This window comes from Kaistia sp. 32K (assembly GCF_016629525.1).
GTDB lineage: Bacteria > Pseudomonadota > Alphaproteobacteria > Rhizobiales > Kaistiaceae > Kaistia.
The window spans coordinates 4,136,148-4,161,357 of record NZ_AP024269.1; the positions used below are offsets into that span (position 1 = coordinate 4,136,148).

The window sequence follows — 25,210 nt, forward strand, 5'->3', positions numbered from 1 at the left end:
TTCTAGCTGTCCTTTTCCTGCGTGGATGGACCGATCGGCCCCTCGGGAAGCCCGACGCGCTGCGCGGCGCCGGAGAGATGGGCAAGCATGGCGCTGCGGGTGCCGTCGGCGTCGCCTGCCTCGATGGCATCGAGGATCCGCTGATGCTCGCCGATCGTAACGCGCGCCAGATCCTCGGATTTCTTCTGGTTGCCGGAGGCGAGGATGCTGTCACGCACCCGTTCCGACACGAAGGTCAGAAACTGGACCATGTAGCTGTTGCCCGTGGCGGCGGCGACCGTCTTGTGAAAGTTCAGGTCGGTCGCCAGCCAGGTAACGCTGCCATAAGGGACGTTCGTCATCGTCTCCAGCGCCTCGCGCATGGCGGCGATGTCGGCATCGGTGCGCCGCTCGGCTGCCAGCGCGGCAGCCTGCACCTCGAGGATGCCGCGCAGCTCGAACAGGCTTCGGAACGCGGACACCTGCTGCAGGGCGTCAAAGTCAATGGTGAGCACCGTGGCATTGGGCTCGTCGGCAACGAAGGCGCCGCGTCCCTGCTGGGACCAGATCCGCCCCTCCGAACGAAGTCGCGCGACCGCCTCGCGGATGACGTTGCGGCTGACGCCGAAGGTCGTGGCCAGCTTCTGCTCGGTCGGCAGCTGGTCGCCGGGCTTGAGCCGGCCGTTCGCGATCTCGCGCGTGATCGAACTCGCGACCAGCGTCGAGAGATTGGGGCCGCGGCTCACCTTGTCTAGCTTCAGGACCACGCCGGACCTCCGTCTATGTCGCGCAAGGGCAGGATCCGACCCCCGCTGAGCAGATGCCGAGGATCGAAGGAATCCTTGATCCGACCGGCGAGCTCCAGCGTCAACGGGTCGGCGCGATCGAGAAATGCCCGCTGCTTCACGCGGCCGATGCCGTGCTCGGCGCTGATCGAGCCACCATGACGGTCGACGGCATCGAAAATCACCGCCTCCGCCGCATGGAAGAGGTCGTCATATCCCTCCGTCGCCATGCCTTCGGGCGGCACGACGTTCATGTGGATATTGCCGTCTCCGACATGGCCATAGGTCACGACGCACGCGTCCGGATAGGCCGCGTCGAGCGCCACGATGCTCTCGGAGACGAAGGCGGCGATCCTGGATATGGGCACCGAGATATCGGTCCTGAGATAGCGCCCGCCCCGCCCCTGCGCCTCGACCATCACCTCGCGCAGCAGCCAGAGCCGCTCGGCCTGGGCGCGGCTCGACGCGAGGACGCCGTCGAGCACGAGGTCGCCGGCATCCGCGAGGAAATCCTCGATCAGCCTCCTGAGATCGACGCGGCCGCCCGCCGACAATTCCAGCAGAACATAGACCGGACAGGGCTGCGACAACGGATCGTCGAGGCCGGAATGAGCACCGATGGCGATCTCGATACCACCGCGAAGGAGGAGCTCGAAGGCCGACAGCAGGTCGCTGCATTCCCGGCGCGCCAACACATAGAGCGCCATCGCGTCCTCAACTGATGCGACACCGACCAGCGCGGTCTCGACCTGGGTCGGCCGGGGATAGAGCTTGAACGCCACGGCCGTCACGATTCCGAGCGTGCCTTCGCTTCCGATGAACAGCTGCTTGAGGTCGTAGCCGCGATTGTCCTTCCGGAGCGTCCTCAGGCCGTTCCAGACACGCCCGTCGGCCATCACGACCTCGAGACCCAGCACCAGATCGCGCGTCATGCCGTAGCGCAGCACATTGAAGCCGCCGGCATTCGTCGCGATATTGCCGCCGAGCCGGCAGCTGCCCTGGGCGCCGAAGGAGATCGGCAGCAGGCAGTCGGCCGCTTCCGCCTGTGCCTTGGCCTCATCGAGTATGCAGCCGGCTTCGGCCACCATGGTGAAATCGATCGCATCGACCGAGCGGACCCGGTTCATCCGCTCCAGCGATACCACCACCTCGCCGTCCGGATGGCTCGGCACCGCCGCGCCGACCAGACCCGTCAGCCCGCCTTGCGGAACCACATGCAGGCGGAGCTCGTGGCAGCAGCGCATCAGCATGGACACTTCCTCGACCGAGCGGGGCAGCGCGACGGCGAGCGGCCGGCCGCGATGATCGCCGGTCCAGTCCCGTCCATAGCGATCGGTATCCGCGCCGTCGGATAGCAGCATGCCGGCCGGCATCGCGGCGCGAAGCGCGGCGACCGCAAGTTCCTCGGCAGGCAGCACGGCGTGCATTGGCATATGCCCTACTCGAATCGGTAGTGGGTGGACAATTACGTCTGTTGCATGGTTATCATACAACGTTGATCGCGAACATCAAGGTGACGAACCCGGCCATGCGGCCGTTTCGCCCGAGCGTCAGCCGAGCTTCGAATGTCAGCAGGGAGAGATACGATCATGAACGACAAGCCGCCAAAGTTCAGGATGATGCACACGATGATCCGCGTGATGGATCTCGACAGGTCAATCAAGTTCTACACCGAGCTGCTCGGCATGACCCTGCTTCGGCGGGACGATTATCCAGAAGGGAAATTCACGAACGCCTTCGTTGGATACGGACCCGAGGACACCGACACTGTCGTCGAGCTGACCTACAACTGGGACCGAGCGGAGCCCTACGAGCTCGGCACGGCCTTCGGCCACCTGGCCCTCGGCGTCAACGACATCTATGCGGTCTGCGCGGCGCTCGAGAATCAGGGCGCCAGGATCCCGCGTCCGCCGGGCCCGATGAAGCATGGCACCACCCATATCGCCTTCATCGAGGATCCCGACGGCTACCGCATCGAGCTCATCGATCTCGCCACGATGTCCTAGGCGTCCGGGCTGCCGGGGGCCGCGCCGATCGGCGCGGCTCTCCCCACGCGATGATACGACCTGACGTTAGAAGTGCCGAGAGACGGCGCGCGCGCCACGACCCTCGTCGACATGGACAGAGGCCTCAATGTGGACGTCCTCAGCGACGAGGTCGGCCATTCGCCCGATCGGGGTTTCATGCAGCTCGCAGGGGCGCTCCTGCGGTGCTGCTCAGATGCGTTTCGTACAAGTTCGGTCAGTTCGGGCGTCGTGACGGCACCGACCCTGGTGACGCGCGGGACAAGATTGAGCGACCCCGCGTTGGCGTTCACCTGATAGACAGTGCCGGCGGCAGCGAGCGGGGTTGCGATCGCCGTGAGCCGGGGGTGATAGCACCCCCCAGGACGTGGAGAATCTGAAGGCTAACGTGGCGAGCGAGTGGTCGAATAGACGAGGCCGACGAAGGCACCTGGCGCTCCGTCGGCCGAATTGACGCAATTGTCGCCTGCCACCCAAGAGGAAACACTGGGCGGTCATCCGGATGAATAGTGTCTGGATGAACTCAGGCCCGCGCGGTGATCACCGCCATGGAAAGCGGCTGTCGACGGGTGAGTAGCTCGCAGCCCGTCTCGGTGACCACCGTATCCTCTTCATGTATCATCAGCTTGCGCGAGCCATCGAAATGACTTTCGTAGATTGTGCTGGGCCCAAGTTTGACAATCATGCCGGGCTTCAAGACGGTCAAATCATCAGGAGCGATTGAGGGATACTCCGTTATCGTCATCCCCATGCCGTGTCCCATACGACCAAATGAATTGCTGGTGTTCGCTCCAACCTTCGTCGCGATAACCTTGTTCATGGCATGCCAAAGATCGCTGGCGGTAATGCCCGGCTTCACCGCCGAGATACCAGCCTCGGTCGCTTGCCAAATGAGATCGTAGGCTTTTCTGCTCGCAGGATCCACGGAACCGAAGGCGAGGTAGCGATTGAAGTCGCAGGTATAGTTGTCGACCATGCACTGGGTATCGACGAACATGATGTCTTCATCTGAGAGCACCCGATCGGTCGGACCCACGAAGGTCCGCAAATGACCGCCGCGCTCGGAGATTCCGACAACCCGCGTCTTGTCAACTCCCAGCGCATAGCAGGTCGCCTCGAGCTTCCGGCACACGTCGATCTCGGTCTCGCCGATTTTCAGAAGCTGCGGCAAGCGCGCATAGCCTTCCGAGACGATCTCGCAGACCCGCCTGATGCGCGCAACTTCTGCGGCCGACTTAACCTGTCTAAGCCGCATGAAGACCGGAGTATTTGCATCGACAAATTCGCGGGGGGCGATTCCCCTGGCGATGCGCAGGAAATCGGCTACGGGCCAGCCCAATCGGGACTCCGGCCCCATCTCGATGCCGATCCGCGCATTGGGGCCCGTCAGCTCGGACACCAGCTTGATGATTTCCGTGACACCCTCGTCTTCCGGGGCAGGCCCAGGCCACGAGCGAACGTCCTTGACCCAGGTCGTCTCACGTATGGCGTCGTCGACGCCTCGCGCCAGTACCGCGATCGGATCTCCCTTTGCGGGGATCAGGACGGAACGGGGCCGGCCGCCCTGGATCGGACCTTGCGTGATGTCACCGGTAAAATAGCGAAAGTTGAACTCTGACGTCGCGAATACCGCGTCGAGTCCGTTTTCCGCCATGAGCGCCTGAGCGTCCTTGACGCGTTGCCTGTACTCGCCAACCGTGATCGGAGGCAAAGCATCGCGCCGAGCCAGCATGTCCTGAAGCATCAATACACCTTCTATTCGAAAGAAAACCCGCAGCGATCGGCACGACGAACCGATCTAAAGCGAAGCCGGCTGGGTCGAACCAACTCCACCGGAACCAAGTCAGCCGAAGCGCTTGACTTCGACTAGCTGCGAAGGAGCGGCTGAATCTCGCTGTTGAAGCGCTCGTTCCATTCCCGACCTTTTTCGGACATGAGCTTGTAGTCAGGGAAATAGCCAAAGGACTGAATCTCATCCGGATTCAGAAAATAGCCTTCCGAGTTGTCGAATTTTGCCTTGATGTTGGTCGGGGCGTTCGACCCAAGCACAGCATACCGGGCGTCCTGCTCAGGCTGAATCAGGTACTCAAGCAGCTGCTTGGTCACCTCGCTTCGCCGACTCTTGGTGACCACGAACTGCGTCACACCGTAAAAGCTCTTCAGTCCACCGCCATTGGGAACCCGGCTAAGAACCTTGATAGGCGCGACCTTGGCAATCTGGCGCCATTCCCCGTGCGACGCGAATGTCACGGCCGTGACTCCGCTTGCAACCGAGTTGACCGTATCGACGGCACCGCTGAACACGCCCGTCACTTTGCGCGTCGCCGCGAGCTCCTTAAGAAACTCGAATGCCGGGTCGATGTTGCTCTCGCTTCCACCGCGATCCAGGGCCAGCGAGACGAGCGGAAGACCGCTCGACAACGTCGAAGCCCGCAGCCCGATGCCGCCTGTGAACTTCGGGCTCAACAGGTCTGCCAGCGACGTGATCCCGTCTGGAACCAGGTCCGTTCGGTACCCCCAGGCTGTAACACCCGCGCTATGGGGAGCCGAGACGGCCCTGCCGTCCTTGTCGCGGATGATGAATTCCGGGGGCATGTCCTTCAGGCTGGGCAAATCGTCGAGCGGCTCAAGCCACCCTTCAGCCGCCATCATGTGGGCGACCGCATCGTTGGTGTGGATGAGGTCATGCTTGGGATTCGGCCAAGCCGCCTGAACCTTGGTGACGATCGGCGTCGAGGTGCCACCTTCGTGAGCTTCCCACAGGATCTGCTGATTGTTCGCCTTCTCCCAGGGCCCAGCGATCTCCTTGACTGCGTCCAACCAGGGACCGCCCCAGGAGACGCCCACGATCGCCTCCGCGGCACTGGCGCTAGACACGCCAAGCCCTACCGCCGGCGCAAGCGCCATGAGCTCCATTACTCTCCGCCTGCTAAGCATCCTGCTTCTCCCGTTTGTCTCAACATCAACGCCATGACGACGATCGTAATTTCGAGGACAGACATCGGCCGGGATGTGCGCTTGCCCGTACGGAGATCGCGCTCCGCAGATCAGCACAATTTAAGATGAGAGCTCGCTAGGAAGCCGCCGCACCACGGTGCTCGCCCCCAACTCAATCTCATCGCCCTACTTCCCCTCTTTTTTGACCGATGATGGCCAATTTATATATGCGGTCATAATGAGTCAACAACGTCACTGACCTTCAATTCGCAGTATCGGCAAGCTATTCCTCGACCTGAATCCCTCCAGACTTAGAGTTGAGATTATCCTCCCTTGCGCCGACTAAGAGTAAGGCGGAACACGAACGGTCAAATTCGGTCACCTCGGCCGCACGTGGATGCAGTGAGGCGAGACGCCAGAATTCACCGAATGGGAGAGTGAGCCACTACCTGGCCCGGTACCGGTTCGAGCGTCCGGGCAAAGGTAGGGTCAAGGGCGCCGTGAAGGACGCCTGCTCGAACTTCAAGAAACCGATCCCGCGGCGAGATTCGCCGAACTGGACGCCATGCTGACCGAGCTCCCCGCCCAGCCCAGCAGAGCGAGCAGGGCCAGGCGATGGGCGGATAGCCGATGTCAGAGCCCTGCACCCGCGCCTACCGTACAGTTGGAGTCACGCCAGAAACGCGGCGAGCGGGTCTCGGCGACGACGCTGGTCCGGCAGAGCCCCAACTTCGCTGCGGCAGCTCTGGCTCTAGGACGCGGTGAAGGGTTTCGTCGAAGAGGTGGCCGTCCTGGGCCGGATTGGCGCAGCTACCGGCGCGGCGTGCTAGTCTCGCCCCCCCCTTGAAATACCAGCCCCGATCGACATCAAGCCGAACGCGCGCGATAAATAACGAAATATCGCCACCATCACTTCAACGATCGATGCCAAATAGTGACACGAGAAAGCACGCACGACCTAAACGACGAACTATATAGTATACTTAGATATCGATCCGCCAGGTATCGATTGATGTCTACGAACGGAACTGACCCTGCACGTTCGACCATATATTTACGGGAAGACCTCTTTCCTCAAAAAATTTCATCTCTCTCGCGATTCCTGAACTCTCTCGCCATCCGTCCATGTCGATAACAATGATTTCAGTCATGGCCTCCATGAACACGCGATCGATCGGCGCCCACAGCTCACCTATCGCCGCACGATCAAGTTGGGTCATTGTCTTGTTGATCGGGTGAGACATCGACACCTGGCTGAACACAGCGTTCCCAGACCGGGCAATGACAGCGGCCACTTCATTTGATTTCGCGAACCGGGCCTCGATGACCTCGGCGTCACTATGGCCGTAAGGACAAGCCAAGAAGATCTTGCGCATTCGTGTCTCGATTTGATTTGGCGGGCGAGCGATAGATCTGCCTGAACCGACGAAACGCATTCTGCGTATCGGCAGAATTGACGGGACCGCCGCCCGCGGCTTGAGAATGCTCTCGCCTCAGGCGCGAGCAGTGATGATCGGCATGGAGAGCGGTGTCCGGCGAGTAAGGACCTCGCAGCCTGTCTCGGTGACCACGACGTCCTCTTCGTGCACCATCAGCTTTCGGGAGCCGTCGAAATAGCACTCATAGATCGTGCTGGGCTCGATGTTCAAAATCATGCCGGGCTTCAGAACGGTCAGGTCGCCAGGAGCAATCGAGGGAAGCTCGGTTCCAGCCATGCCCATGCTATGACCCATGCGGCCAAACGTGTTGCTAGTGTTCGCGCCGATCTTGCCCGAGATCACCGCGTTCATTGCATGCCACACGTCACTCGTGGTCACGCCCGGCTTCACCGCCGCGATGCCAGCCTCCGTGGCTTGCCAGATTATGTCATAGGCCTTGTGACTTGCCGGATCGACTGAGCCAAAAGCGAAGTGCCGATTGAAGTCGCAGCAATAGTTGTCGATCATGCAGCCCGTGTCGAGGAACAGGATGTCCTCTTCCGCGAGCACCCGATCGGTCGGCCCCACGAAGGTCCGCAAATGACCGCCGCGCTCGGAGATTCCGACGACCCGCGTCTTGTCGACTCCCAGCGCATAACAGGTCGCCTCGAATGCACGACACGCCTCGATCTCCGTTTGGCCGATCCTCAGCAGCTGCGGCAAGCGTGCATAGCCTTCCGAGACGATCTCGCAGACCCGCCTGATGCGCGCAACTTCTGCGGCCGACTTGACCTGCCTAAGCCGCATGAAGACCGGAGTATTTGCATCGACAAATTCGCGGGGGGCGATTCCCCTGGCGATGCGCAGGAAATCGGCGACCGGCCAACCCAATCGGGACTCCGGCCCCATCTCGATGCCGATCCGCGCATTGGGGCCCGTCAGCTCGGACACCAGCTTGATGATTTCCGTGACACCCTCGTCTTCCGGGGCAGGCCCAGGCCACGAGCGAACCTCCTTGACCCAGGTCGTCTCACGTATGGCGTCGTCAACGCCTCGCGCCAGCACCGCGATGGGATCCCCCTTTGCGGGGATCAGGACGGAACGGGGCCGGCCGCCCTGGATCGGACCTTGCGTGATGTCACCGGTAAAATAGCGAAAGTTGAACTCTGACGTCGCGAATACCGCGTCGAGCCCGTTTTCCGCCATGAGTGCCTGAGCGTCCTTGACGCGTTGCCTGTACTCGCCAACCGTGATCGGAGGCAAAGCATCGCGCCGAGCCAGCATGTCCTGAAACATTCATCCACCCCAAATGCCAAACAACAACCGCGGCGCGCAGCACAAAGCTTCACTCCGCGCGATCGCTGAGGAGGCTTGAGCCGGCCAGGCCGAAAACAACCTGACCAAGACCAAGCCTGCGAAAGCGCTTCGCTTTGTTCAGCCGCGAAGAAGCGGCTGAATCTCGCGGTTGAAACGCTCGTTCCATTCCTGTCCTTTTTCGGACATGAGCTTGTAATCGCAAATATAGCCAAACGACTGAATCTCATCCGGATTCAGAAAGTAGCCTTCCGAGTTGTCGAATTTTGCCTTGATATTGGTCGGCGCGTTTGATGCGAGCGCCGCATAGCGAGCGTCCTGCTCCGGTTGAATCAGATATTCGACGAGCTGCTTGGTCACCTCGCTTCGCGGGCTTTTAGTCACGACGAATTGCGACAGGCTATAGAAGGTCTTCAGTCCGCCCCCATTGGGGACGCGGCCAAGAACCTTGATGGGCACGACCTTGGCAAGCTGGCGCCATTCCGATTGCGAGGCTAGCGTCACGGCGGTTACGCCGCTGGCCATCGAATTGACCGTATCGACGGCGCTGCCGAACACGCCCGTGACATTGCGAGTAGCAGCGAGTTCTTTGAGAAACTCGAACGCGGGATCCATGTTGCGCTCGTTGCCGCCGCGATCTAGCGCCAGCGAAACGAGGGGAAGGCCGCTCCACAATGTCGAAGCCCGCAGTCCGATCCCACCGGTGAACTTTGGGCTCAACAGATCGGATAGCGAGCTGATCCCGTCAGGAACGAGATCAGTCCGATATCCCCACATCGCCACGTTGGCGCTATGGGGGGCGGAGACAGCCTTACCGTCCTTGTCCCGGATGATGAATTCCGAGGGCATGTCCTTCAGGCTGGGCAAGTCGTCCAGCGGAGCCAGCCACCCTTCAGCCGACATCGTGTGGATGGCGGGATCGTTGGTGTGGATGAGATCATGCTTCGGGTTCGGCCAGGCCGCTTGAACCTTGGCGGCGATCGCCGCCGAAGAGCCGCCTTCGTGGGCCTCCCACAGGATCTGCTGGTTGTTCGCCTTTTCCCACGGCGCGGCGACCTGCTTGATCGCATCCAACCAGGGGCCGCCCCAGGAGACGCCCACGATGGCATCGGCCGCCGCAGCTTCCGACATGCCAAGCTTCGCCAACGGCGCGAGCGCCATGAGCTCCAATACATTCCGCCTGCTAAGCATCGTTCTTCTCCGTTATCTTAGTTTCAGCAACACCACTGACGATCGCAGCTTCTAGGGAAGACATCGGCCGGCATCGGTACGTATTCGTACGAAGACCACGCCACAGATCAGCGCGTTTCTTGGTAGGGAGTTTGCTCGGCAGCCATCAAAGCGCAGGCATCTGCCGCTACCGAATCTCACCATTCGAACGCATCACCTCAAACAGACACATCAACAATACCCGAACGGTCCAAATCGGTCAAAGGCCTCGTCCCATTCTTTGTGAGCCGATTTTGCACGTAAACCGAGCATTGGTGCGGCCTTATCTGTGCAGCTAGATCGATACGACTATCGCATGCACTATGCGTCAAAAGGATTCGGTCATTTTCGGTCAAATTTCTGTCGACCTAGGAAGCCTTTCGACGGATACCGACAGCGGCTATTCGTTTATTAGGTTTTGGGAAGATCAGGCCCTGCGACCTCAGCCATCGGATCGATGAATGGCGTTTCACTGATCTGCCGGAGGTGCTCCGCTTTAGCGGCTGCAAGGGCGGCAGGGTTGGTGAGCAGCTCCACCCCGCTCGCAGCCATTACCTTGGCAGCATGCTCCATGCCCTTATGGGCCGCCGGCAACTTTCCCTGGGCGACGAGCTGCCAAGAGTGACCTGGCGTGCCAATGGCGTAGACGGCGCAGCGCAACTCGACCGTCGGCACTTTCCAGCTGACATGGCCCAAGTCTGTTGATCCGACGAATTCAGCGTCGCCGGAGCGGGGCGGTACGATGCTGTCGCAGAGTGGGAGCCCTACCCGCAACTTCTCGCCGGCGCGGGCGAAGGCAGCGCGAATGCCGTCCTGCGACACGGTCTGCTGGAACCGGGCCGCGACCTCCCGATCGGCGGCATCGAACGGAACCGGCCCAAGCCACTCAAGTTGGCGATGCATGAGCTGTTCGAGCGGAACATTGCCAAGCAGATTCGGGTCCCCCGCCAACATGACATGCGAGACGGAGGTCTCGGTCATCAGTGCCGCGCCCTGCGAAATCCTGATCACCCGCTGCAGCAGGTCATGCAGTTCGGAGCAATCGACGCCCCGAACCACGTACTGAACCGTAGCCTCGCCCTGGACGACATTGGGAGCCATTCCGCCGGGATTGATGATCGCGTAGTGAATCCTTGCACGGCTCGGCATGTGTTCGCGCATGTAGTTCGCCCCCACGTTCATGAGCTCGACCGCGTCGAGCGCGCTGCGCCCGAGATGGGGGGCGGACGCGGCGTGGGAGGATCGCCCGACGAAGTGGAAATTCACCTCACAACAGGCGAGCGAGACCGGGTTCGACACACCGGTAAATGCCGCCGGGTGCCAGGCGATCGCCGCGTCAACGTCATCGAACGCGCCCGAGCGAACCATAAAGCCCTTGCCCGATCCGCTCTCTTCCGCCGGGCAACCGTAGTAGCGAACGCGACCTTCGAGACCGTGGCGTTCGAGGTAATCCTTTACGGCTGTCGCCGCCTGCAATGCCCCTGAGCCCAGCAGGTTATGACCGCAGCCATGGCCGTTCCCGCCCGCCTGGAGCGGATGATGTTCGGCGACGCCCGCGGCCTGGCTCAAGCCGGGCAAGGCGTCGAACTCACCGAGAAACGCGATCACGGGCCCACCGTGGCCGGCCTCCGCTACCAGAGCCGTCGGCAAGCCGGCCGCACCACGTGTGACCCGGAAGCCCTGCTCCTCCAATACCCGAGCATGGCTGGCCGATGAGCGGTATTCCCGGTAGTTTAGTTCAGGCATCTCCCAGATTTCGTCACTGAGCGTCGTGAAGACGGCGCGCTTTTCTTCGACCAATCCCCAAATCGGATCCGAATTTTCCAACGATTTCATAACTATCTCGCAATAATCCTGGGCCTGCGGCGCGTAGAAAGTTTTAGTTTGACGCGATAATTACCGGGATTGACAGCGGCGCGCGCCGAGTCATGACCTCGCATCCGCTTTCGGTCACGACGACATCCTCCTCGTGAACCATGAGCTTGACCGATCCGTCATAGTGGCTCTCATAGAGGGTGCTCGGCTCGATATTCAGCGTCATCCCCGGCACCAGGACGGTTTCGTCGAGCGGAGAGATAGAGGGCAGCTCTGTGGTCGTTAGACCCATCGAATGACCCATGCGTCCGAAGCTGTTGGTCGTCCCGGCGCCCTTCGCACGCACGATGACATCGTTCATCTCGCGCCAGACATGACTTGCGGTAACCCCGGGCTTGACCGCCTTGATACCAGCCTCCGTCGCCTCCCAGATCAGCTCGTAGGCCTTGGCGGTCGCGGGATCCACGGATCCGAAAGCGAAGTGCCGATTAAAGTCGCACCAATAGAAATCGACCGTGCAGCCGGCATCGATGAACAGGATGTCGCCTGCGCCCAGTTGACGCTGCGTCGGCCCCGCAAATGTACGGAAATGGCCGCCCCTGCCGGAGATTCCGGTGATCTTGGGCGTCTTGTCGATGCCTCGTTCGAAACAGAGCGCCTCGAGCTTCCGACAGGCTTCGACTTCCGTGTCGCCAAGGCGCAACTCACCGGGCAGCGCAGCAAAGCCGCTCGAGACAATCTGGCAGGCCGTACGAATGCGCGCGAGCTCGGCGGTCGATTTGATCTGTTTGACCGGAAGAAACACCGGCACTTGCCCGTCGACGAACTGACGTTCACCAATCAGGCCCGAAATGCGCATGAAGTCGGCGAGCGGCAGGCCAAGCCGGGATTCCGGCCCCATCTCGATGCCAATCCTGGACTGGTCCGAGGTCAGATCGCAGATAGCACTGACGATAGCAGAGACGCCTTCATCGGCGGGATTGGGGCCCGGCCAGGATCTCACCTCGGTCACCCACGTGGTATCGACCAGAGCCTGGTCGATACCACGTGCAACAAGTCCGACAGGCTTTCCCTTCGCCGGGATCAGAATGCAGCGTGGCCTGGTCGTCTGATACGGGCTTTGCCCAATATCGCCCGTGAAATACCGGAAATTATACTCCGACGTTGCCAGAACTGCATCGAGCCCAGCCTTTGCCATTAGATCCTGTGCGCGATGAACCCGGGCCTCGTATTCCCTATGCGCAATGGGCGGAAGAGTAGCCATTTCGGAATTGCCTTGTCTGGTTGCAGCCCCTGCCTCGCGCAAGATGTCAGCTCTCGCCCGAGCATGGTGGGGACATTCCCTGGGCTAAGAACCCCGCGCCGATCAGAGCAGCTGCTCGGCCGGCACCGCGATCAGGTCGTTCAGCCTGAACGAGACCATTACCCGGTCGCCTGTGACCGGCAGCGCAGAGCTGTTCGAGGCGTGCAGCGCGGTAAACGGGGCACCGTTCAAAGTGGACCAGATCTGGACATGAGGACCGAGGAACTCGGTCGCCTCGACGACGATGTCGAAGCTGAGATGGTCGTCTCCCACGATATCGGGGCCGCCGACGATGATGTTCTCCGGCCTCACCCCGACGAGCTTGCCTGGATGGCGGCTGAGCAGCCGTGAGAAGGCCGCACCATCGTCGCGCTCGGCCGACGGCGGGTTCAGCCAATTCATCTTTCCGATGAACTCCGCGGTAAACCGATCGCGGGGCGCCTGGTATACCTGCCGGGGAACGTCATCCTGAATGACGCGCCCCTCATTCATTACGATCACCCGATCGGCTAGGCTCATCGCCTCCTGCTGATCATGCGTGACGATGATCGTCGTGACCCCCGAGGCGTCAATGATCTGCCGGATCTCGTGCCGGAGGTTGTCCCTCAGCTTGGCATCCAGATTCGACAGAGGTTCGTCGAGCAGTAGGACATCAGGACGCGTCACGAGAGCTCGCGCCAAGGCGACGCGCTGCTGCTGCCCCCCACTCAACTGGCTAGGAAAGCGGGCTTCATAGCCCTGGAGCTTCACGATCCCGAGCACCGCGTGAATGCGCTCTGCCACTTCAGCCTCCGGGATCGATCGAAAGCGCAGTCCGTAGGCGATGTTCTTCTGCACCGTCATGTGCGGGAAGAGGGCATAGTCTTGGAAAACGATACCGATATTGCGCTCATAGGGACGCTTCCTGGTGACGTCAGCTCCGGCGATGCTGATCGTTCCGGCATCAGGAAATTCGAGCCCCGCTACGATCCGAAGCGTGGAGGTCTTTCCGCAGCCGCTCGGCCCCAGAAGCGCGACGCACTCGCCCCGCTCAGCCTCGAATGAAACATCCGCCACAGCGAGCGTCTTCTCGAAGCGCTTCTGCAAACCGCTGACACTGAGAGTCTTCATTCTTGTTCAACCCTTGACTGAACCACCCGACCCGACGACGCGGTCGAGTCCGATGAATTTTTGCATGACGATGACGAGGAGCCCGGAGATCACAATGAGCGCGACGGAGGCCGCGGCGATTTCCGGGTTGAACGTGTCGCGCATGGAGCTGAACAACGCCGTCGAGAACGTGTACGTGCGCGCATCGATAAGGAAGATGCTGAGGGTTACCTCCTCCAGGGACAAAGCGAAGGCGAGAACCAGGCTCGCAGCGACGCCCGGTCGAGCGAGCGGCAAGAGGATGTCGATCACCGCCCGGGTCTCGTTCGCCCCCAACGTCGCCGCAGCCTCGAGCAGCGATTTCCTGACGCCGAACACCGCTCCGCAGATGGCTCGAAAGCCAAAGGGCAGCGTCACGATCAGATGGCCGAGAATTAGGCGCAAGACCGTATTTTCGATACCGATCAGCGACAGGAAGAGCAGCAGACCGAACCCCACCACCATATGGGGAACGATGAAGGGCAACGAAATCACCGACTCGACTGCCCCGCGCAGCCGCGGCGGCGCCCGATAGATTCCGATCGCGGCGAGGAGCGAAATCAGCGTCACCAGTACCGATGTCGCCATTGCCAGCATCAAGCTGACCTTCAGACCCTCGAGGAGATGGCCGTTGGAGAAAAGCCGCTCGAACCACTTGAGCGAGATCCCCGGCGGCGGGAAGTTGAGCACCAGGTCTCGGGGATCCAGGGACAGCGACAAGGTGATCAGGATCGGCGCGATCAAGAAGATCATGACCGCGATGAGCGCAAGCCGATAAGCGCCAAGCGCGACGACATCGAAAATAGCCTTCATGCCAACCCTCCCCCGATGCGACGGCGCAGGTATCGGGCGACAAAGGAGCTGAGCGCGATGATCCCGATCGAGATACAGAACAGGGTGATCGACAGGGCCGCGCCCGACGGATAATTCGGAACCTCGGAGAAACGCTGATAGATCAGCGTGGTAATGGTCGTCACGAGGCCGCGGCCGATGATCACCGGCACAGAAAACGCGCTGGCTGCGAGCGCAAAGCTCATCAGCAAGACGGCCACGATGCCGGGAGCCGCCAGAGGCAGGAAGATCCCGCCGAAGGCTTGAACGCGGGAAGCGCCCAGCGATTGCGCCGCCTCGCTCAGGCGCCGGTCGATGCTGGCCAGATACCCCACCATTGTGAGGGTCGCGATGGGGGCGATGTAGTGCACGATACCCGCGATGACGATGAACTGCAGATAGGCAAATTCATTGCCGCGAATACCGAACATCTGCCTGAAGATTCCGAGTACCCCGTAGTTGCCAAAAGCAAGCGCGAGACTGAATACGCGCGCGATCCCGATGAACATCAAAGCAACGACTAGCGTCAGGACTATGACGCGCATCGTCTTTCCTGCCTCTCTCACCAGGTAGTGGGCAATCAAAAATCCGATCGCGGTACTGACTACGGCTGAAATCGCGCTAATACGGAGCGTGTCCGTCAGAAACAGGAGATATGACGACTGCCATAGCTCTGTATAATTATCCAAAGTGAACGTTGGTGCGCTGGATAAACGACCCGGAATAAAAGTCCTAACGCTTTCAAATAACAAATATATCATCGGACCTCCCAGCAAAACGATCGTTGCTAAGATTGCCGGAGATATCAAAAAGGACTGCTTGTTCGTCCCCACCGTTTTACGCTCCCTACTATAGTTCAGACCACACCTGGAATCTTCAACTTGCTTGGTTTCTCCGAATTTTAGCTACTCGGATTTTTGCTGATTTCCGCCACCGGTTACTCACTAGCCCACGATCGCTTCCAGGCACTGCCGTCGCCCGACAACCGCTTGCGAGCCCTGCCCGGCTGGAATGCGTGGCGACCAAAATGCACATTCGGTCAACAAACGTCAATGTTGACCCTGCACATATTTTCCGCCCCACCCCGTGACAATGGCGAAAAATTGGCCTTTTCGCCCGTCATATCGCTTTGAAATCGATTCTGGGAATTGACAATAGGGCCGACGAAGCCATATTCGGTCACATTCGGTCATAGCAGGATCAGCCGAGGGAAATTTTGTTCTGTTCCAATTCCTACGACGTGGCGATCATTGGCGGCGGTGTGGTGGGCTGTGCTCTCGCACGACGCTTCAGCCTGCAAGGCGCCCAGGTCATCCTTCTGGAGAAGGGGCGCGACATCCTAGTTGGCGCCAGTAAGGGCAATAGTGGCCTGCTTCATACCGGCTTCGATGCGCCTTCCGGGAGCCTCGAACTTAAGTGCGTTCAAGCGGGGTATCGCGAATATATGGAGATTCGAGAGGAGCTAGCCCTCCCCGTCCTCCGCACGGACGCTGTCATGGTAGCGTGGACCGAAGCCGACGAGGCAAAGCTCGTTGGCATCGCGCAGAAGGGGCGCGAGAACGGGGTTGATGTAGCCCCTCTAACCGCCACCGAAGTTCTCGAGCACGAGCCGCATCTGGACCACTCCCTTCGCGCAGGCCTTCTCGTCCGCGGCGAACATGTCGTCGACCCTTGGTCTGCCCCGTTAGCCTATGTCCGCCAGGCAATTGGGCTCGGCGCGCATGTTGTGTTCAATGCAGAGGTTACCGGCGGCTCGTTCGATGGCACGTGGACGCTGTCCACAAAGCAAGGCGAGGTGCGCGCCAACGCCGTCGTCAATGCGGCGGGCCTTTTCGGAGATCAGGTTGAGCGGCTGCTGCTTGGCGAGAGCAGCTTTATGATTAAGCCCCGCAAGGGACAGTTTGTCGTTTTTGACAAGGCCGCAGCTCGCTATCTGCGCGGCATAGTCCTGCCAGTGCCGAGCGAGCGCACCAAGGGTGTGGTTTTGGCGCCGACGATCTTCGGAAATGTGCTTATCGGCCCCACGGCCGAAGAGCAGGACGAGCGCGACAGAGCAACGGTCACACAAGATGCCCTTGAGACTCTGATTGATAGGGCAGTCGCAATGCTGCCTCCGCTTAAGGACATGCCTGTAACCGCGACATATGCTGGATTGCGACCAGCCTCCGAACGTTCAGAGTATCGCGTGTCGTGCAGGCCTGCCGATAAATGGATTACAATTGGAGGGATACGCTCTACGGGACTGACCTCAGCCTTGGGCCTGGCGCAACACGCTTACGAACTCTATCAAACCTTCGGACCGGCCCACACCCCGCCAGCTCACAGCTGCGCTCCCAAGATGCTCAACCTGGCCGAGCACGCGCCTCGCGATTGGGCTTTGGCAGGCGGAGAGATCGTTTGCCATTGCGAACTTGTCACGCGGCGCGAGATCGAGCTGGCGCTCGCATCCAATCCCGCCCCAAACGATCTGACAGGCCTCAAACGCCGGACCCGAGTCACCATGGGGCGTTGCCAAGGTTTCTACTGCATGGGGAGATTGGCCGAATTGACCGAAGGACGACTGGAGAACACCGTATCGATCGGAGCCGTGAAGTGAGCGGTTCTGCGGATGCGGATATTGTCGTAGTCGGAAGCGGCCCATCGGGCTTAGGGGCGGCGATCGCCCTGCGCTCGCGCGGGTTCGAAAAAATTGTCGTGTTGGATCGCGAACCTGTTGCTGGCGGCATCCCGCGGCATTGCGAGCACCCGACCTGGGGTATCCGGGAGTTCGGATGGCCAATGAAGGGATCCCAGTTCGCGCGCCGTCTGGTTGCCCGCGCCACGAAAATGGGAATCGAGATCCGAACCCTGACAACTGTCGTTGCCCTCCGGCCGGGCGGCACTCTGGACATCACCGATGAAGGTGGCACCCGCTCGATCCAGGCACGCCGGATCATTTTGGCCAATGGGGCACGCGAAACCCCGCGCTCTGCGCGCCTCGTCTCGGGGGACAGGCCGCTCGGAATCTTGAACGTTGGCGCGCTGCAGTCGCTAATCTACCTGAAGCAGCTGAAGCCGTTTGAACGTCCCTTGATCGTCGGGACCGAACTGGTCAGCCTGTCGGCCCTCAATACCTGCATCAAGAACGGCATCAAACCCGTTGCTATGATCGAGGCAAGGGCTCGGCCGGTCGCTCGATGGCCGCTGTCACTTTATCCCCGGCTGGAGCGGGTTCCTTTCTACCTGGGTACTCAGCTGCTTGAGATTCAGGGACGCGACCGCGTCGAGCGTGTGAAGCTTCTTGGTCCCGATAAAGTACCATTTGAGCTCGAATGTGATGGGGTACTTTTCACAGGGGGGTTCACTCCGGAAACGGGGATCATTCGCAACAGCCACCTTGCCTTTGACGCTCGCAGTCGAGGTCCGATGGTTGACCAATACGGGCGCTGCTCCGACCCCAGTATTTATGCCGCCGGAAATGTGCTGCGCCCAATCGAGACCGGTAGTTGGTGCTACCGTGAGGGCCTGCGAACGGGGCATACAGTTGCCGACGATTTAGAAGGAAAACTGCCCCAAGCGCTGCGCACCGTGCCGATCGAAATTGGCGACGGCATCTCCTATGCGATCCCCGGCCAGATAGCGCTGGCGGGTGATCGGCTCGACGCGCATATCCAGCTACGCGTCCAACGCGCCGTTGCTGGCTCCGTCATCGTCGAAGCGGGTGAGGACGTTATCCTCAGACGCCGGTTGTTGACCCGGCCAGAACGCAGAATTGTCCTGAAACTGAAAGAGGCTTCGGTTCCGCAGAATTGCAGCAGGTTGCATGTCGGCCTCAAGCTAGGTCACATGAGATTTTTGTCGAGATTGGCTCCCTGATGAGAGTTGCGGCCATTGATCAAGGGACTACCAGCACACGGGTTCTTGTGTTGGAGGGTGGTGACTGCCGTGTCGTTTCGACGAAGACTCATGGTCAGTTCTGGCCAAGGATGTCTTGGGTAGAGCAGGATGCTGAGGAAATTCTCGCGAATATCCGCTGGTGCCTAGAGGCCGCTGGGCCTGTCGACGCCATCGCCATTGCAAACCAAGGCGAAAGCTGCCTTGCGTGGGATGCAGTGACGGGAGAACCGCTATCTCGCGTAATTTCCTGGCAAGACAGTCGGACAGCTGGTTGGATCCAACAACTCAAGAATGCGGGTGGTGAAGACACCACCCTCTCGCGCGCTGGACTGCCGCTGGACGCCTATTTCGCAGCCTCGAAGCTCGCATGGCTCTTGAAAAATAACGACGCCGTTCAGACCGCGATGAAAAAGGGCCGCCTTCGTCTCGGCACCACTGACGCGTTTTTTCTCGATCGGCTCACGGGTCGATTTTCAACTGACGTTACCACTGCATCGCGCACGTCACTGATGAATCTCGCGACGTGTGAATGGGATCCGGAGCTCTGCGCTCTGTTCGATATTCCCATCGACCTTTTGCCGAAAATCCAACCGACCGCCTCCAATTTCGGCGAGATCAATGGCGTTCCGGTACTGACTTCGATCGTCGATCAGCAGGCGTCACTATACGGGCACGGATGTCGTGACCCGGGCGACATGAAGATTACATTTGGGACGGGCGCTTTCGCCCTCGCTCTTACCGGCACCGCCCCGATAGATACGAAAGGCTCCGGCGCTCTTTCCACCGTCGCGTGGCAGACCCCTGCCGGAGCGATGTATGCGATCGACGGCGGCGTCTACGACGCCGGTGCTGCCGTGGATTGGCTAAGGCGAATATCGCTATTCGACAGCGTAGACGACGTTTGCAGCTTTCCCAATGCGACAGCGATCGAAAGAGACCTGGTTTTCGTTCCCGCGCTCTCCGGCCGGGGCAGCCCGCATTGGGATCGAAGCGGCGCTGCACTTTGGCTCGGAATGACAAGCGCAACAACGCGTTCGGACCTCTGTCAAGCAGCGCTGGAGGGCATCGCATTGCGCACCGTCGAACTGACGAACGCGATTGACAGCCTCATGTCGGTGCGAGCTCATATTTCGGTGGACGGAGGCCTTTCCCAAAACGCCTACTTTGTGCAGTTCCTCGCAGACGCGAGCGGTCGTGAGGTTTGGACCTATGACATGCCGGAGCTGACAGGTTTCGGCGCTGCGGCAATGGCACTCGATGCGCTAACAGGAAATGTGACGCCCCCACTCGCCCCATCGCGCAAATGGCGACCGCAACGTGATGGCAGGAGCTGGCTATCGCGTTTTGCCAATGCAGTGGCACGGGCTAAAGGGTGGCGCGGAACCATGGGGTAACTGGACGATGATGCCAGAACAACGAAGAGCTGCAATCCTCGCGTTGGCGATTCAGGAAGAATCGCTAACGGTTGAGGATTTTGCAAAGCGGTTAGGCGTTTCGAAAGAGACGATACGCCGAGATTTGCGGCGTCTGGACCGCGCTGGTCAGCTACGCCGAATTCATGGAGGCGCGCTCGCGCCACAAACAGGTCATGAGGCAGATCTAGCCGAACGACTCGTTCAGAATCCCCACCTCAAATCCCGTATCGCTTCGGTGGCCGCGCCACTTTTCTCCTCGCGTGACACCCTTATGATCGACGCAGGGACAACTACGGTTGCCTTCGCCTCAGAAATTGCCAAGTTCGATCACCTTGGCATTGTCACCAACTCGATCGAGATAGCCCAGACGCTTTGGGCCGGTCCCGGCAAGAATCCAGTCGTGGTCATTGGCGGTTCGTTCCGAGGCGATCGCTCAGAAATCACCGGACCATTCGCAATCGAACATATTGAGCAGTTCAGCGTGGACCACGTGATTTTAACCGTCGGCGCAATCGACTTGGAAAGTGGCGCCGTCATGGACTTCGATATCGACGAAGCAATGATTGCCAAAGCGATGATCAAGCGCGCGCACTCTGTCACCATTTTGGCGGATCACACGAAATTCAACAAACGCGCCATGGCAACGGTCTGCGATCTTTCGATCGTCGATCGAATTATTACAGACGATTCTCTCGACACGAGATCAAGGCGAAAAATCAGCCACTATGGTGTCGAGCTCATCCTCAGTTGAGCGAAATCCGAATTAATTAGCTATATATCCGGGACGGATTTATTAAATGGCATCCGAAGTACTAACGTGGCAATCGAAGCTGGTTCAACCTGAAAGCCGAGCGCCTGCTGGCTTCCGATCGCTCGTTACTCCAGTTTATCGAGGATCCACGACGCTATTTGAAAGCGCTGCCGCTACCCGCGACACGTGGAAACAGGACACGACGCCTTATAGCTACGGTCTTTACGGAACACCAACCTCCCTGGAACTCGCGGCCCGCATTGCCGAGCTTGAGGGAGGTCATCATACATTTTTGACGCCTGGCGGTCAGGCAGCTATCTCCCTCGTCAATTTCGCCCTCTTGAAGCCTGGGGACCATGTTCTCACCCCAGACGCCATTTACGGACCTCATCGTCAATTTGGCGACGGAATGCTCCATAAGTTCGGCGTTGAGGTCGAGTACTACGATCCGCTCATCGGCACAGGCATCGAGCATTTGGTGCGGAGCAACACCAAACTCATCTGGTGCGAAAGCCCGGGGTCGGTCACCATGGAGGTGCAGGACCTTCCAGCCATCGTCAAGGTAGCCAATTCACAAGGCATTACCGTTGCAATCGACAATACCTATTCCGCCGGCGTGCTCCTCGACGCGTTCGCCCACGGAGCACACGTCACCATCCAAGCGCTAACGAAATACATCGGGGGACATAGCGACCTATTGCTTGGTTCCGTTACGGTGAAAGATGCCGAGCGGTACGAGCTGCTGGGGGAAGCCCACCAAGCGCTGGGTATGGCCGTATCACCAGATGATTGCAGTCTTGCGTTGCGCGGCATGCAAACCCTTGCAGTACGCCTAGAAAAACTCGGTGCATCTTGCTTGCAAGTCGCAAAGTGGCTCGAGGCTCGCCCTGAAATCTCGCAGGTGCTTCACCCCGCCATCCCGTCGTCTCCCGGCCACAGTATTTGGGCCCGTGATTTTAAGGGATCGGCCAGCGTGTTTTCCATCGTCTTTGACGAACGATTTACGAAGGAGCAGATTCTACGCTTCATAGACACCCTGTCCATCTTTAAGATCGGATATAGTTGGGGCGGCGTAACTAGTCTTGCTGTACCGTACTTCGACATTCGCCGCGCCCATCGCGATTACGGTCACCGGCTGGTACGCCTCAATATCGGGCTAGAATCGGTCGATGATTTGCTAGGGGATCTTGCCGCGGCGCTTTCGACGCTCGACGGATAGGGGCCATGGCCCGATCAAGGTGCTGGGGCTTGAAACGGGCGTGAACATCACGGTCGAACTTCCCGTCGTCCGCACCTCGGTCGACCACGGCACGGCGTGGACCGCTTCAACCCGATGCCTCGTCCACACGTCGCGCAAGTTGATTCCAACCAAGGCCGAGAGCGCTCTCGAGCGAGATCTCGTCCTTCTGCCACCGCGGTCCCCGGACCGTGGCGGCGCGCCCTTCACCGCAAGCTAGCGCCGATTGCGGTCGCCGTGGTAATGGCGACGATCCGCACCCGCTCCTCGTACGCGGCGTCGCGGCCGGCAAGGAATGGCACGCTGATCGCAGCAACGACCCGACCGGAGGAATCGATGATTGGCGCGCCATAGGCATTGACCTGGATGGCGAATTCACCTCCGTCACGCGACCAACCGCGCGATCTCACCAGCGCGAGTTCAGCCCGCAGGGCATCGGGCTCGACATGGGTCATTGTCGTGAAGCGCTTCAGTTCGCCGGAAAGGATCCGCTCAACCTCTTCGGTGGGAAGGTTGGCGAGCAGAATCTTACTGCCGGCACCGGCATGAATGGGAAGGGACTGACCGACTGCAGCGTGTAGCGCATACGGTTTGCTGCCGCTCGCGGCCGCGACTACCTGCACCAGGCTACGGTTGTAGACGGACACCATGCAGCTCTCGCCAAGCGTGGCGGCCAGTCGGTTAAGACGCGATTGCGCCCGTTCAGCGATGACGCGGTCGATGAGCGGCGAGAGCACACCGTTTGCTAGCGACAGCAGCCGCGAGCCGAGTATGAAGCGCGCACCCTGGACCTGACGAACCATGCCATGCGCTACGAGCGAATTCATGATCCGGTAGACGGTAGAGCGCGTCACGCCGGTTCGCTCCGCGATCACCTTCAGAGGCACGCCTGCTGGCGCTTTCTCGAGTTCCGCCAGAATGGCTACCATCCGTTCGACGGCGGAACTACGATTGTGGAGCGTCTCCTCGTCTTCGGACACCTTGAAATTCCCACCTCGCCATGAGGCGCTCTGTATAAATAGGTTCACCTTCTAATAAGAAGGGCGACACTATTATTTCTATGTAGAACGGCAACCCACTACGCACAGAAACAAAACTTGGCGACGGAAGCTAGGAAACTCATATTCACCTTTTACGAGAATAACCCGCGCCGTAACGCGCAGACACCTTCCGCCGCCAAGCCATTTCGCAGTCGACGAATGCTAGCCGGATTGTTTCTTTTGCCACTCCGCATATTCTGACTCCGCCTCAACGGTAAGCGGATAGTACTTCCGGAGATCCCCGCCCTCTGAAAGACGAATGCGGGCGAACTCTTCCCATTCGACATGCCGTCCGGCAATCTCGACTAACTTCTCCGCCAGCCCTGCCGGCACCAGAACCACACCGTCATCATCGGCGACGATGATGTCGCCGGGAATGACCAGCACGTTGGCGCACGCAATTGGGACATTGACCGCGAAGGGGATGATGTTCGTCTGGGCATGATAGTTCGGCGTCACGCCCTTGACCCATATGCCGAGATCAAGCGCGGCCGCCTGCGCGGAATCCCGGATGGCGCCGTCGATAATCACTCCCGCGCCACCGCGCCCAGCGAAGAAGGTCAACATCATCTCGCCGAATATCCCGCTGCCGAGATCGCCTCGCGCGTCGACGACGATGACGTCACCAGGCTGGGTCGGATACATGACGTGCCGATGCAGCTGCAGCTCAGGGTTTTCGTATTCCGCATCACCATAGAGATCCTCGCGCTTCGGCATGCATTGCAGCGTCAGAGCCGGGCCCGCGATCGTCCTGCCTTTGACGAGTGGCTGCGGACCACGGATCTGCGCGTCGCGGATGCCGAGATGCTGGGCCAACTCGCTCGAAAGCGTCGCCGTTCCAATCGCCGCCAGCGCATCGCAGAGCGCGCGAGACGGACGAACGATATCGTGAATTCTAGCCACGGTATTCAATGGGGCCTCCATGGTGCGTGTGCGGTAGGGCTGGCAGGATCTCAGGAAGCTTCGGGATCGCCGAAGCCGTCGAGAATATTGTCCACGAGGTAGTCGAGGTTCATCGTCACGCCGAGGCCGGGCGCCCGCGTGAGATGAATGCTGCCGGCGGAATTGTCGATCGGCGTCTCGATCAGCTTGTCATAGTGCGAAAGATCGCAGTCGCTGGTCTCGATGCGGTAGAAGTTGGGGACCGTCATCATGACATGGGCGCCGGCCGTGACGTTGATCGGGCCGCTCGCATCATGGGGACTGATCGGAACGTAGTAAGCCTCGGCGAGCGTGGCTATCTTCTTCAGCTCGCTGATGCCGCCGGTCCAAGTGACGTCGGGCATCAGAAAATCGGCGAGTTCGTTCTCAAGAATGGGCACAACCTCCCAGCGCGTGTGCAGCCGTTCGCCTACGGAAATTGCTGTCGAGACCCTCTCTCGCACCTGGCGCAATGCGTGATAGCTCTCGACCGGCACAGGCTCCTCGAACCAGTCGATCTGACCCGCTTCCTCCAGCGAACGGCAGAGCCGGACCGCCGTCGGCACGTCGAAGCGACCATGCGCGTCGATGAGGATCTCTATCTCCGGTCCCGCCGTTCGGCGGATCAGTTCGGTCAGTTCCGCCGCCTCGCGCTCGCCCTTCTTGGACAAATAGCCTTGCAGATAGCCGTGGGGTTCGCTTGAGCGCAATTCGTATGCGGGGAAAGGGTCGAACTTGATGGCGGTGTGACCGCTCGCGAGAATGCGCTCGATCTCGGCAACGATGTCTTTCTTGGAGGTGAACTTCGACTGGTCGGGATGGGTGTAGATCAGGACCTCGTCCCGGACCGCGCCGCCGAGGAGTTCGTAAATCGGCACACCACGGACCTTGCCCGCGATATCCCAGAGCGCGATGTCAATTCCGCTGACCACATGCGATGCCGCGCCCCGCGAGCCCATATAGGTGAAGGAGCGGAAGATCTTGTGCCAGATCTGTTCGATCCGCAGCGGGTCATCGCCGACGATCAGATCGTTGAGCTGTCGAAGTATTCCGGCAACCGCCCGGTTGGCGGGCTTGGTCGTCGTCGTGATCTCGCCCCAGCCCGAGATGCCCTCGTCAGTCCGGACCTCCACAAAGAGGTACTCGCCCCAATAGCCGCGATCCGCCTTCACCAGCCACGGAACAATCTTCGTTATCTTCATCTTACTCCCCATGCGCATGCTTCGA

At 60.1% G+C, this 25,210-nt stretch carries 21 protein-coding genes and 1 pseudogene; 7 read left to right on the forward strand and 15 right to left on the reverse strand.

The window, feature by feature from the left end; genetic code table 11:
• Positions 1–2: 2 nt before the first annotated feature.
• Together K32_RS19145 and K32_RS19150 are read right to left on the reverse strand one after the other, a co-directional pair.
• A complete protein-coding gene (locus K32_RS19145) occupies positions 3–746 on the reverse strand; it encodes a FadR/GntR family transcriptional regulator (RefSeq protein ID WP_201401037.1) in 744 nt (247 codons plus the stop codon).
• Complete coding sequence (locus K32_RS19150) at positions 737–2,191, reverse strand: FAD-binding oxidoreductase (RefSeq protein ID WP_201404571.1); 1,455 nt, start codon at positions 2,189–2,191, stop codon at positions 737–739. The genes K32_RS19145 and K32_RS19150 overlap by 10 nt, the downstream gene beginning before the upstream one ends.
• Positions 2,192–2,353: 162 nt before the next feature.
• Between K32_RS19150 and gloA the strand changes: the two genes are divergently transcribed.
• Positions 2,354–2,770 carry a lactoylglutathione lyase gene (gloA, locus tag K32_RS19155; protein WP_201401038.1) on the forward strand — a complete coding sequence of 139 codons (417 nt, stop codon included), beginning with the start codon at positions 2,354–2,356 and terminating at the stop codon, positions 2,768–2,770.
• A gap of 541 nt (positions 2,771–3,311) precedes the next feature.
• Here the strand turns inward: gloA and K32_RS19160 are convergent.
• From K32_RS19160 to K32_RS19205, 10 genes are all read right to left on the reverse strand, one after another.
• Positions 3,312–4,532, reverse strand: coding sequence for a Xaa-Pro peptidase family protein (locus K32_RS19160; RefSeq protein WP_201401039.1), 1,221 nt, complete (start codon positions 4,530–4,532; stop codon positions 3,312–3,314).
• 122 nt (positions 4,533–4,654) lie between these two features.
• Positions 4,655–5,704: a PotD/PotF family extracellular solute-binding protein gene (locus K32_RS19165; RefSeq protein ID WP_201401040.1), complete on the reverse strand. Its 1,050-nt coding sequence runs from the start codon at positions 5,702–5,704 to the stop codon at positions 4,655–4,657.
• Positions 5,705–6,741: 1,037 nt separating this feature from the next.
• Complete coding sequence (locus K32_RS19170) at positions 6,742–7,101, reverse strand: DUF1937 family protein (RefSeq protein WP_201401041.1); 360 nt, start codon at positions 7,099–7,101, stop codon at positions 6,742–6,744.
• A 117-nt stretch (positions 7,102–7,218) separates the two neighbouring features.
• Positions 7,219–8,439 (reverse strand): Xaa-Pro peptidase family protein, encoded by a 1,221-nt coding sequence (locus tag K32_RS19175; RefSeq protein ID WP_201401042.1) that lies wholly within the window; start codon positions 8,437–8,439, stop codon positions 7,219–7,221.
• A gap of 138 nt (positions 8,440–8,577) precedes the next feature.
• Positions 8,578–9,618, reverse strand: a complete 1,041-nt coding sequence (locus K32_RS19180; RefSeq protein WP_201401043.1) for an extracellular solute-binding protein — start codon at positions 9,616–9,618, stop codon at positions 8,578–8,580.
• Between the two features lie 459 nt (positions 9,619–10,077).
• Entirely contained in the window at positions 10,078–11,502 is a 1,425-nt protein-coding gene (locus K32_RS19185; protein WP_201401044.1) for a M20 family metallopeptidase, read from the reverse strand.
• Positions 11,503–11,545: 43 nt separating this feature from the next.
• Positions 11,546–12,745, reverse strand: a complete 1,200-nt coding sequence (locus K32_RS19190) for a Xaa-Pro peptidase family protein (RefSeq protein ID WP_201401045.1) — start codon at positions 12,743–12,745, stop codon at positions 11,546–11,548.
• 102 nt (positions 12,746–12,847) lie between these two features.
• Positions 12,848–13,894, reverse strand: a complete 1,047-nt coding sequence (locus K32_RS19195; RefSeq protein ID WP_201401046.1) for an ABC transporter ATP-binding protein — start codon at positions 13,892–13,894, stop codon at positions 12,848–12,850.
• Between the two features lie 6 nt (positions 13,895–13,900).
• Positions 13,901–14,725, reverse strand: a complete 825-nt coding sequence (locus tag K32_RS19200) for an ABC transporter permease (RefSeq protein ID WP_201401047.1) — start codon at positions 14,723–14,725, stop codon at positions 13,901–13,903.
• A complete protein-coding gene (locus K32_RS19205; protein ID WP_244669622.1) occupies positions 14,722–15,288 on the reverse strand; it encodes an ABC transporter permease in 567 nt (188 codons plus the stop codon). Before K32_RS19205 ends, K32_RS19200 begins: the two co-directional genes overlap by 4 nt.
• Positions 15,289–15,959: 671 nt before the next feature.
• Between K32_RS19205 and K32_RS19210 the strand changes: the two genes are divergently transcribed.
• The 6 genes and pseudogenes from K32_RS19210 to K32_RS24995 all read left to right on the forward strand — a co-directional run.
• Positions 15,960–17,339, forward strand: a complete 1,380-nt coding sequence (locus tag K32_RS19210; protein ID WP_244669623.1) for an NAD(P)/FAD-dependent oxidoreductase — start codon at positions 15,960–15,962, stop codon at positions 17,337–17,339.
• On the forward strand, positions 17,336–18,598 hold the full coding sequence (locus K32_RS19215; RefSeq protein WP_201401049.1) for an NAD(P)/FAD-dependent oxidoreductase: 1,263 nt from the start codon (positions 17,336–17,338) through the stop codon (positions 18,596–18,598). Before K32_RS19210 ends, K32_RS19215 begins: the two co-directional genes overlap by 4 nt.
• Complete coding sequence (locus K32_RS19220) at positions 18,598–20,013, forward strand: FGGY family carbohydrate kinase (protein ID WP_201401050.1); 1,416 nt, start codon at positions 18,598–18,600, stop codon at positions 20,011–20,013. The genes K32_RS19215 and K32_RS19220 overlap by 1 nt, the downstream gene beginning before the upstream one ends.
• Before the next feature lie 7 nt (positions 20,014–20,020).
• The gene (locus K32_RS19225) at positions 20,021–20,785 is read left to right on the forward strand and encodes a DeoR/GlpR family DNA-binding transcription regulator (RefSeq protein WP_201401051.1); all 765 of its coding nucleotides are present in this window, start codon (positions 20,021–20,023) and stop codon (positions 20,783–20,785) included.
• Positions 20,786–20,831: 46 nt separating this feature from the next.
• Entirely contained in the window at positions 20,832–22,004 is a 1,173-nt protein-coding gene (locus tag K32_RS19230) for a cystathionine beta-lyase (protein ID WP_201401052.1), read from the forward strand.
• A pseudogene (locus tag K32_RS24995) lies at positions 22,000–22,104 on the forward strand (4-hydroxythreonine-4-phosphate dehydrogenase PdxA); the annotation flags it as partial. The gene K32_RS19230 and the pseudogene K32_RS24995, both read left to right, overlap by 5 nt.
• A 124-nt stretch (positions 22,105–22,228) precedes the next feature.
• Here K32_RS24995 and K32_RS19240 read toward each other — a convergent pair.
• The 3 genes from K32_RS19240 to K32_RS19250 form a co-directional block, all read right to left on the reverse strand.
• On the reverse strand, positions 22,229–23,002 hold the full coding sequence (locus K32_RS19240; RefSeq protein WP_201401053.1) for an IclR family transcriptional regulator: 774 nt from the start codon (positions 23,000–23,002) through the stop codon (positions 22,229–22,231).
• A gap of 222 nt (positions 23,003–23,224) precedes the next feature.
• The gene (locus tag K32_RS19245; RefSeq protein ID WP_244670007.1) at positions 23,225–23,965 is read right to left on the reverse strand and encodes a ribonuclease activity regulator RraA; all 741 of its coding nucleotides are present in this window, start codon (positions 23,963–23,965) and stop codon (positions 23,225–23,227) included.
• Between the two features lie 50 nt (positions 23,966–24,015).
• A complete protein-coding gene (locus K32_RS19250; protein ID WP_201401055.1) occupies positions 24,016–25,185 on the reverse strand; it encodes a mandelate racemase/muconate lactonizing enzyme family protein in 1,170 nt (389 codons plus the stop codon).
• Between the last annotated feature and the right edge of the window lie 25 nt (positions 25,186–25,210).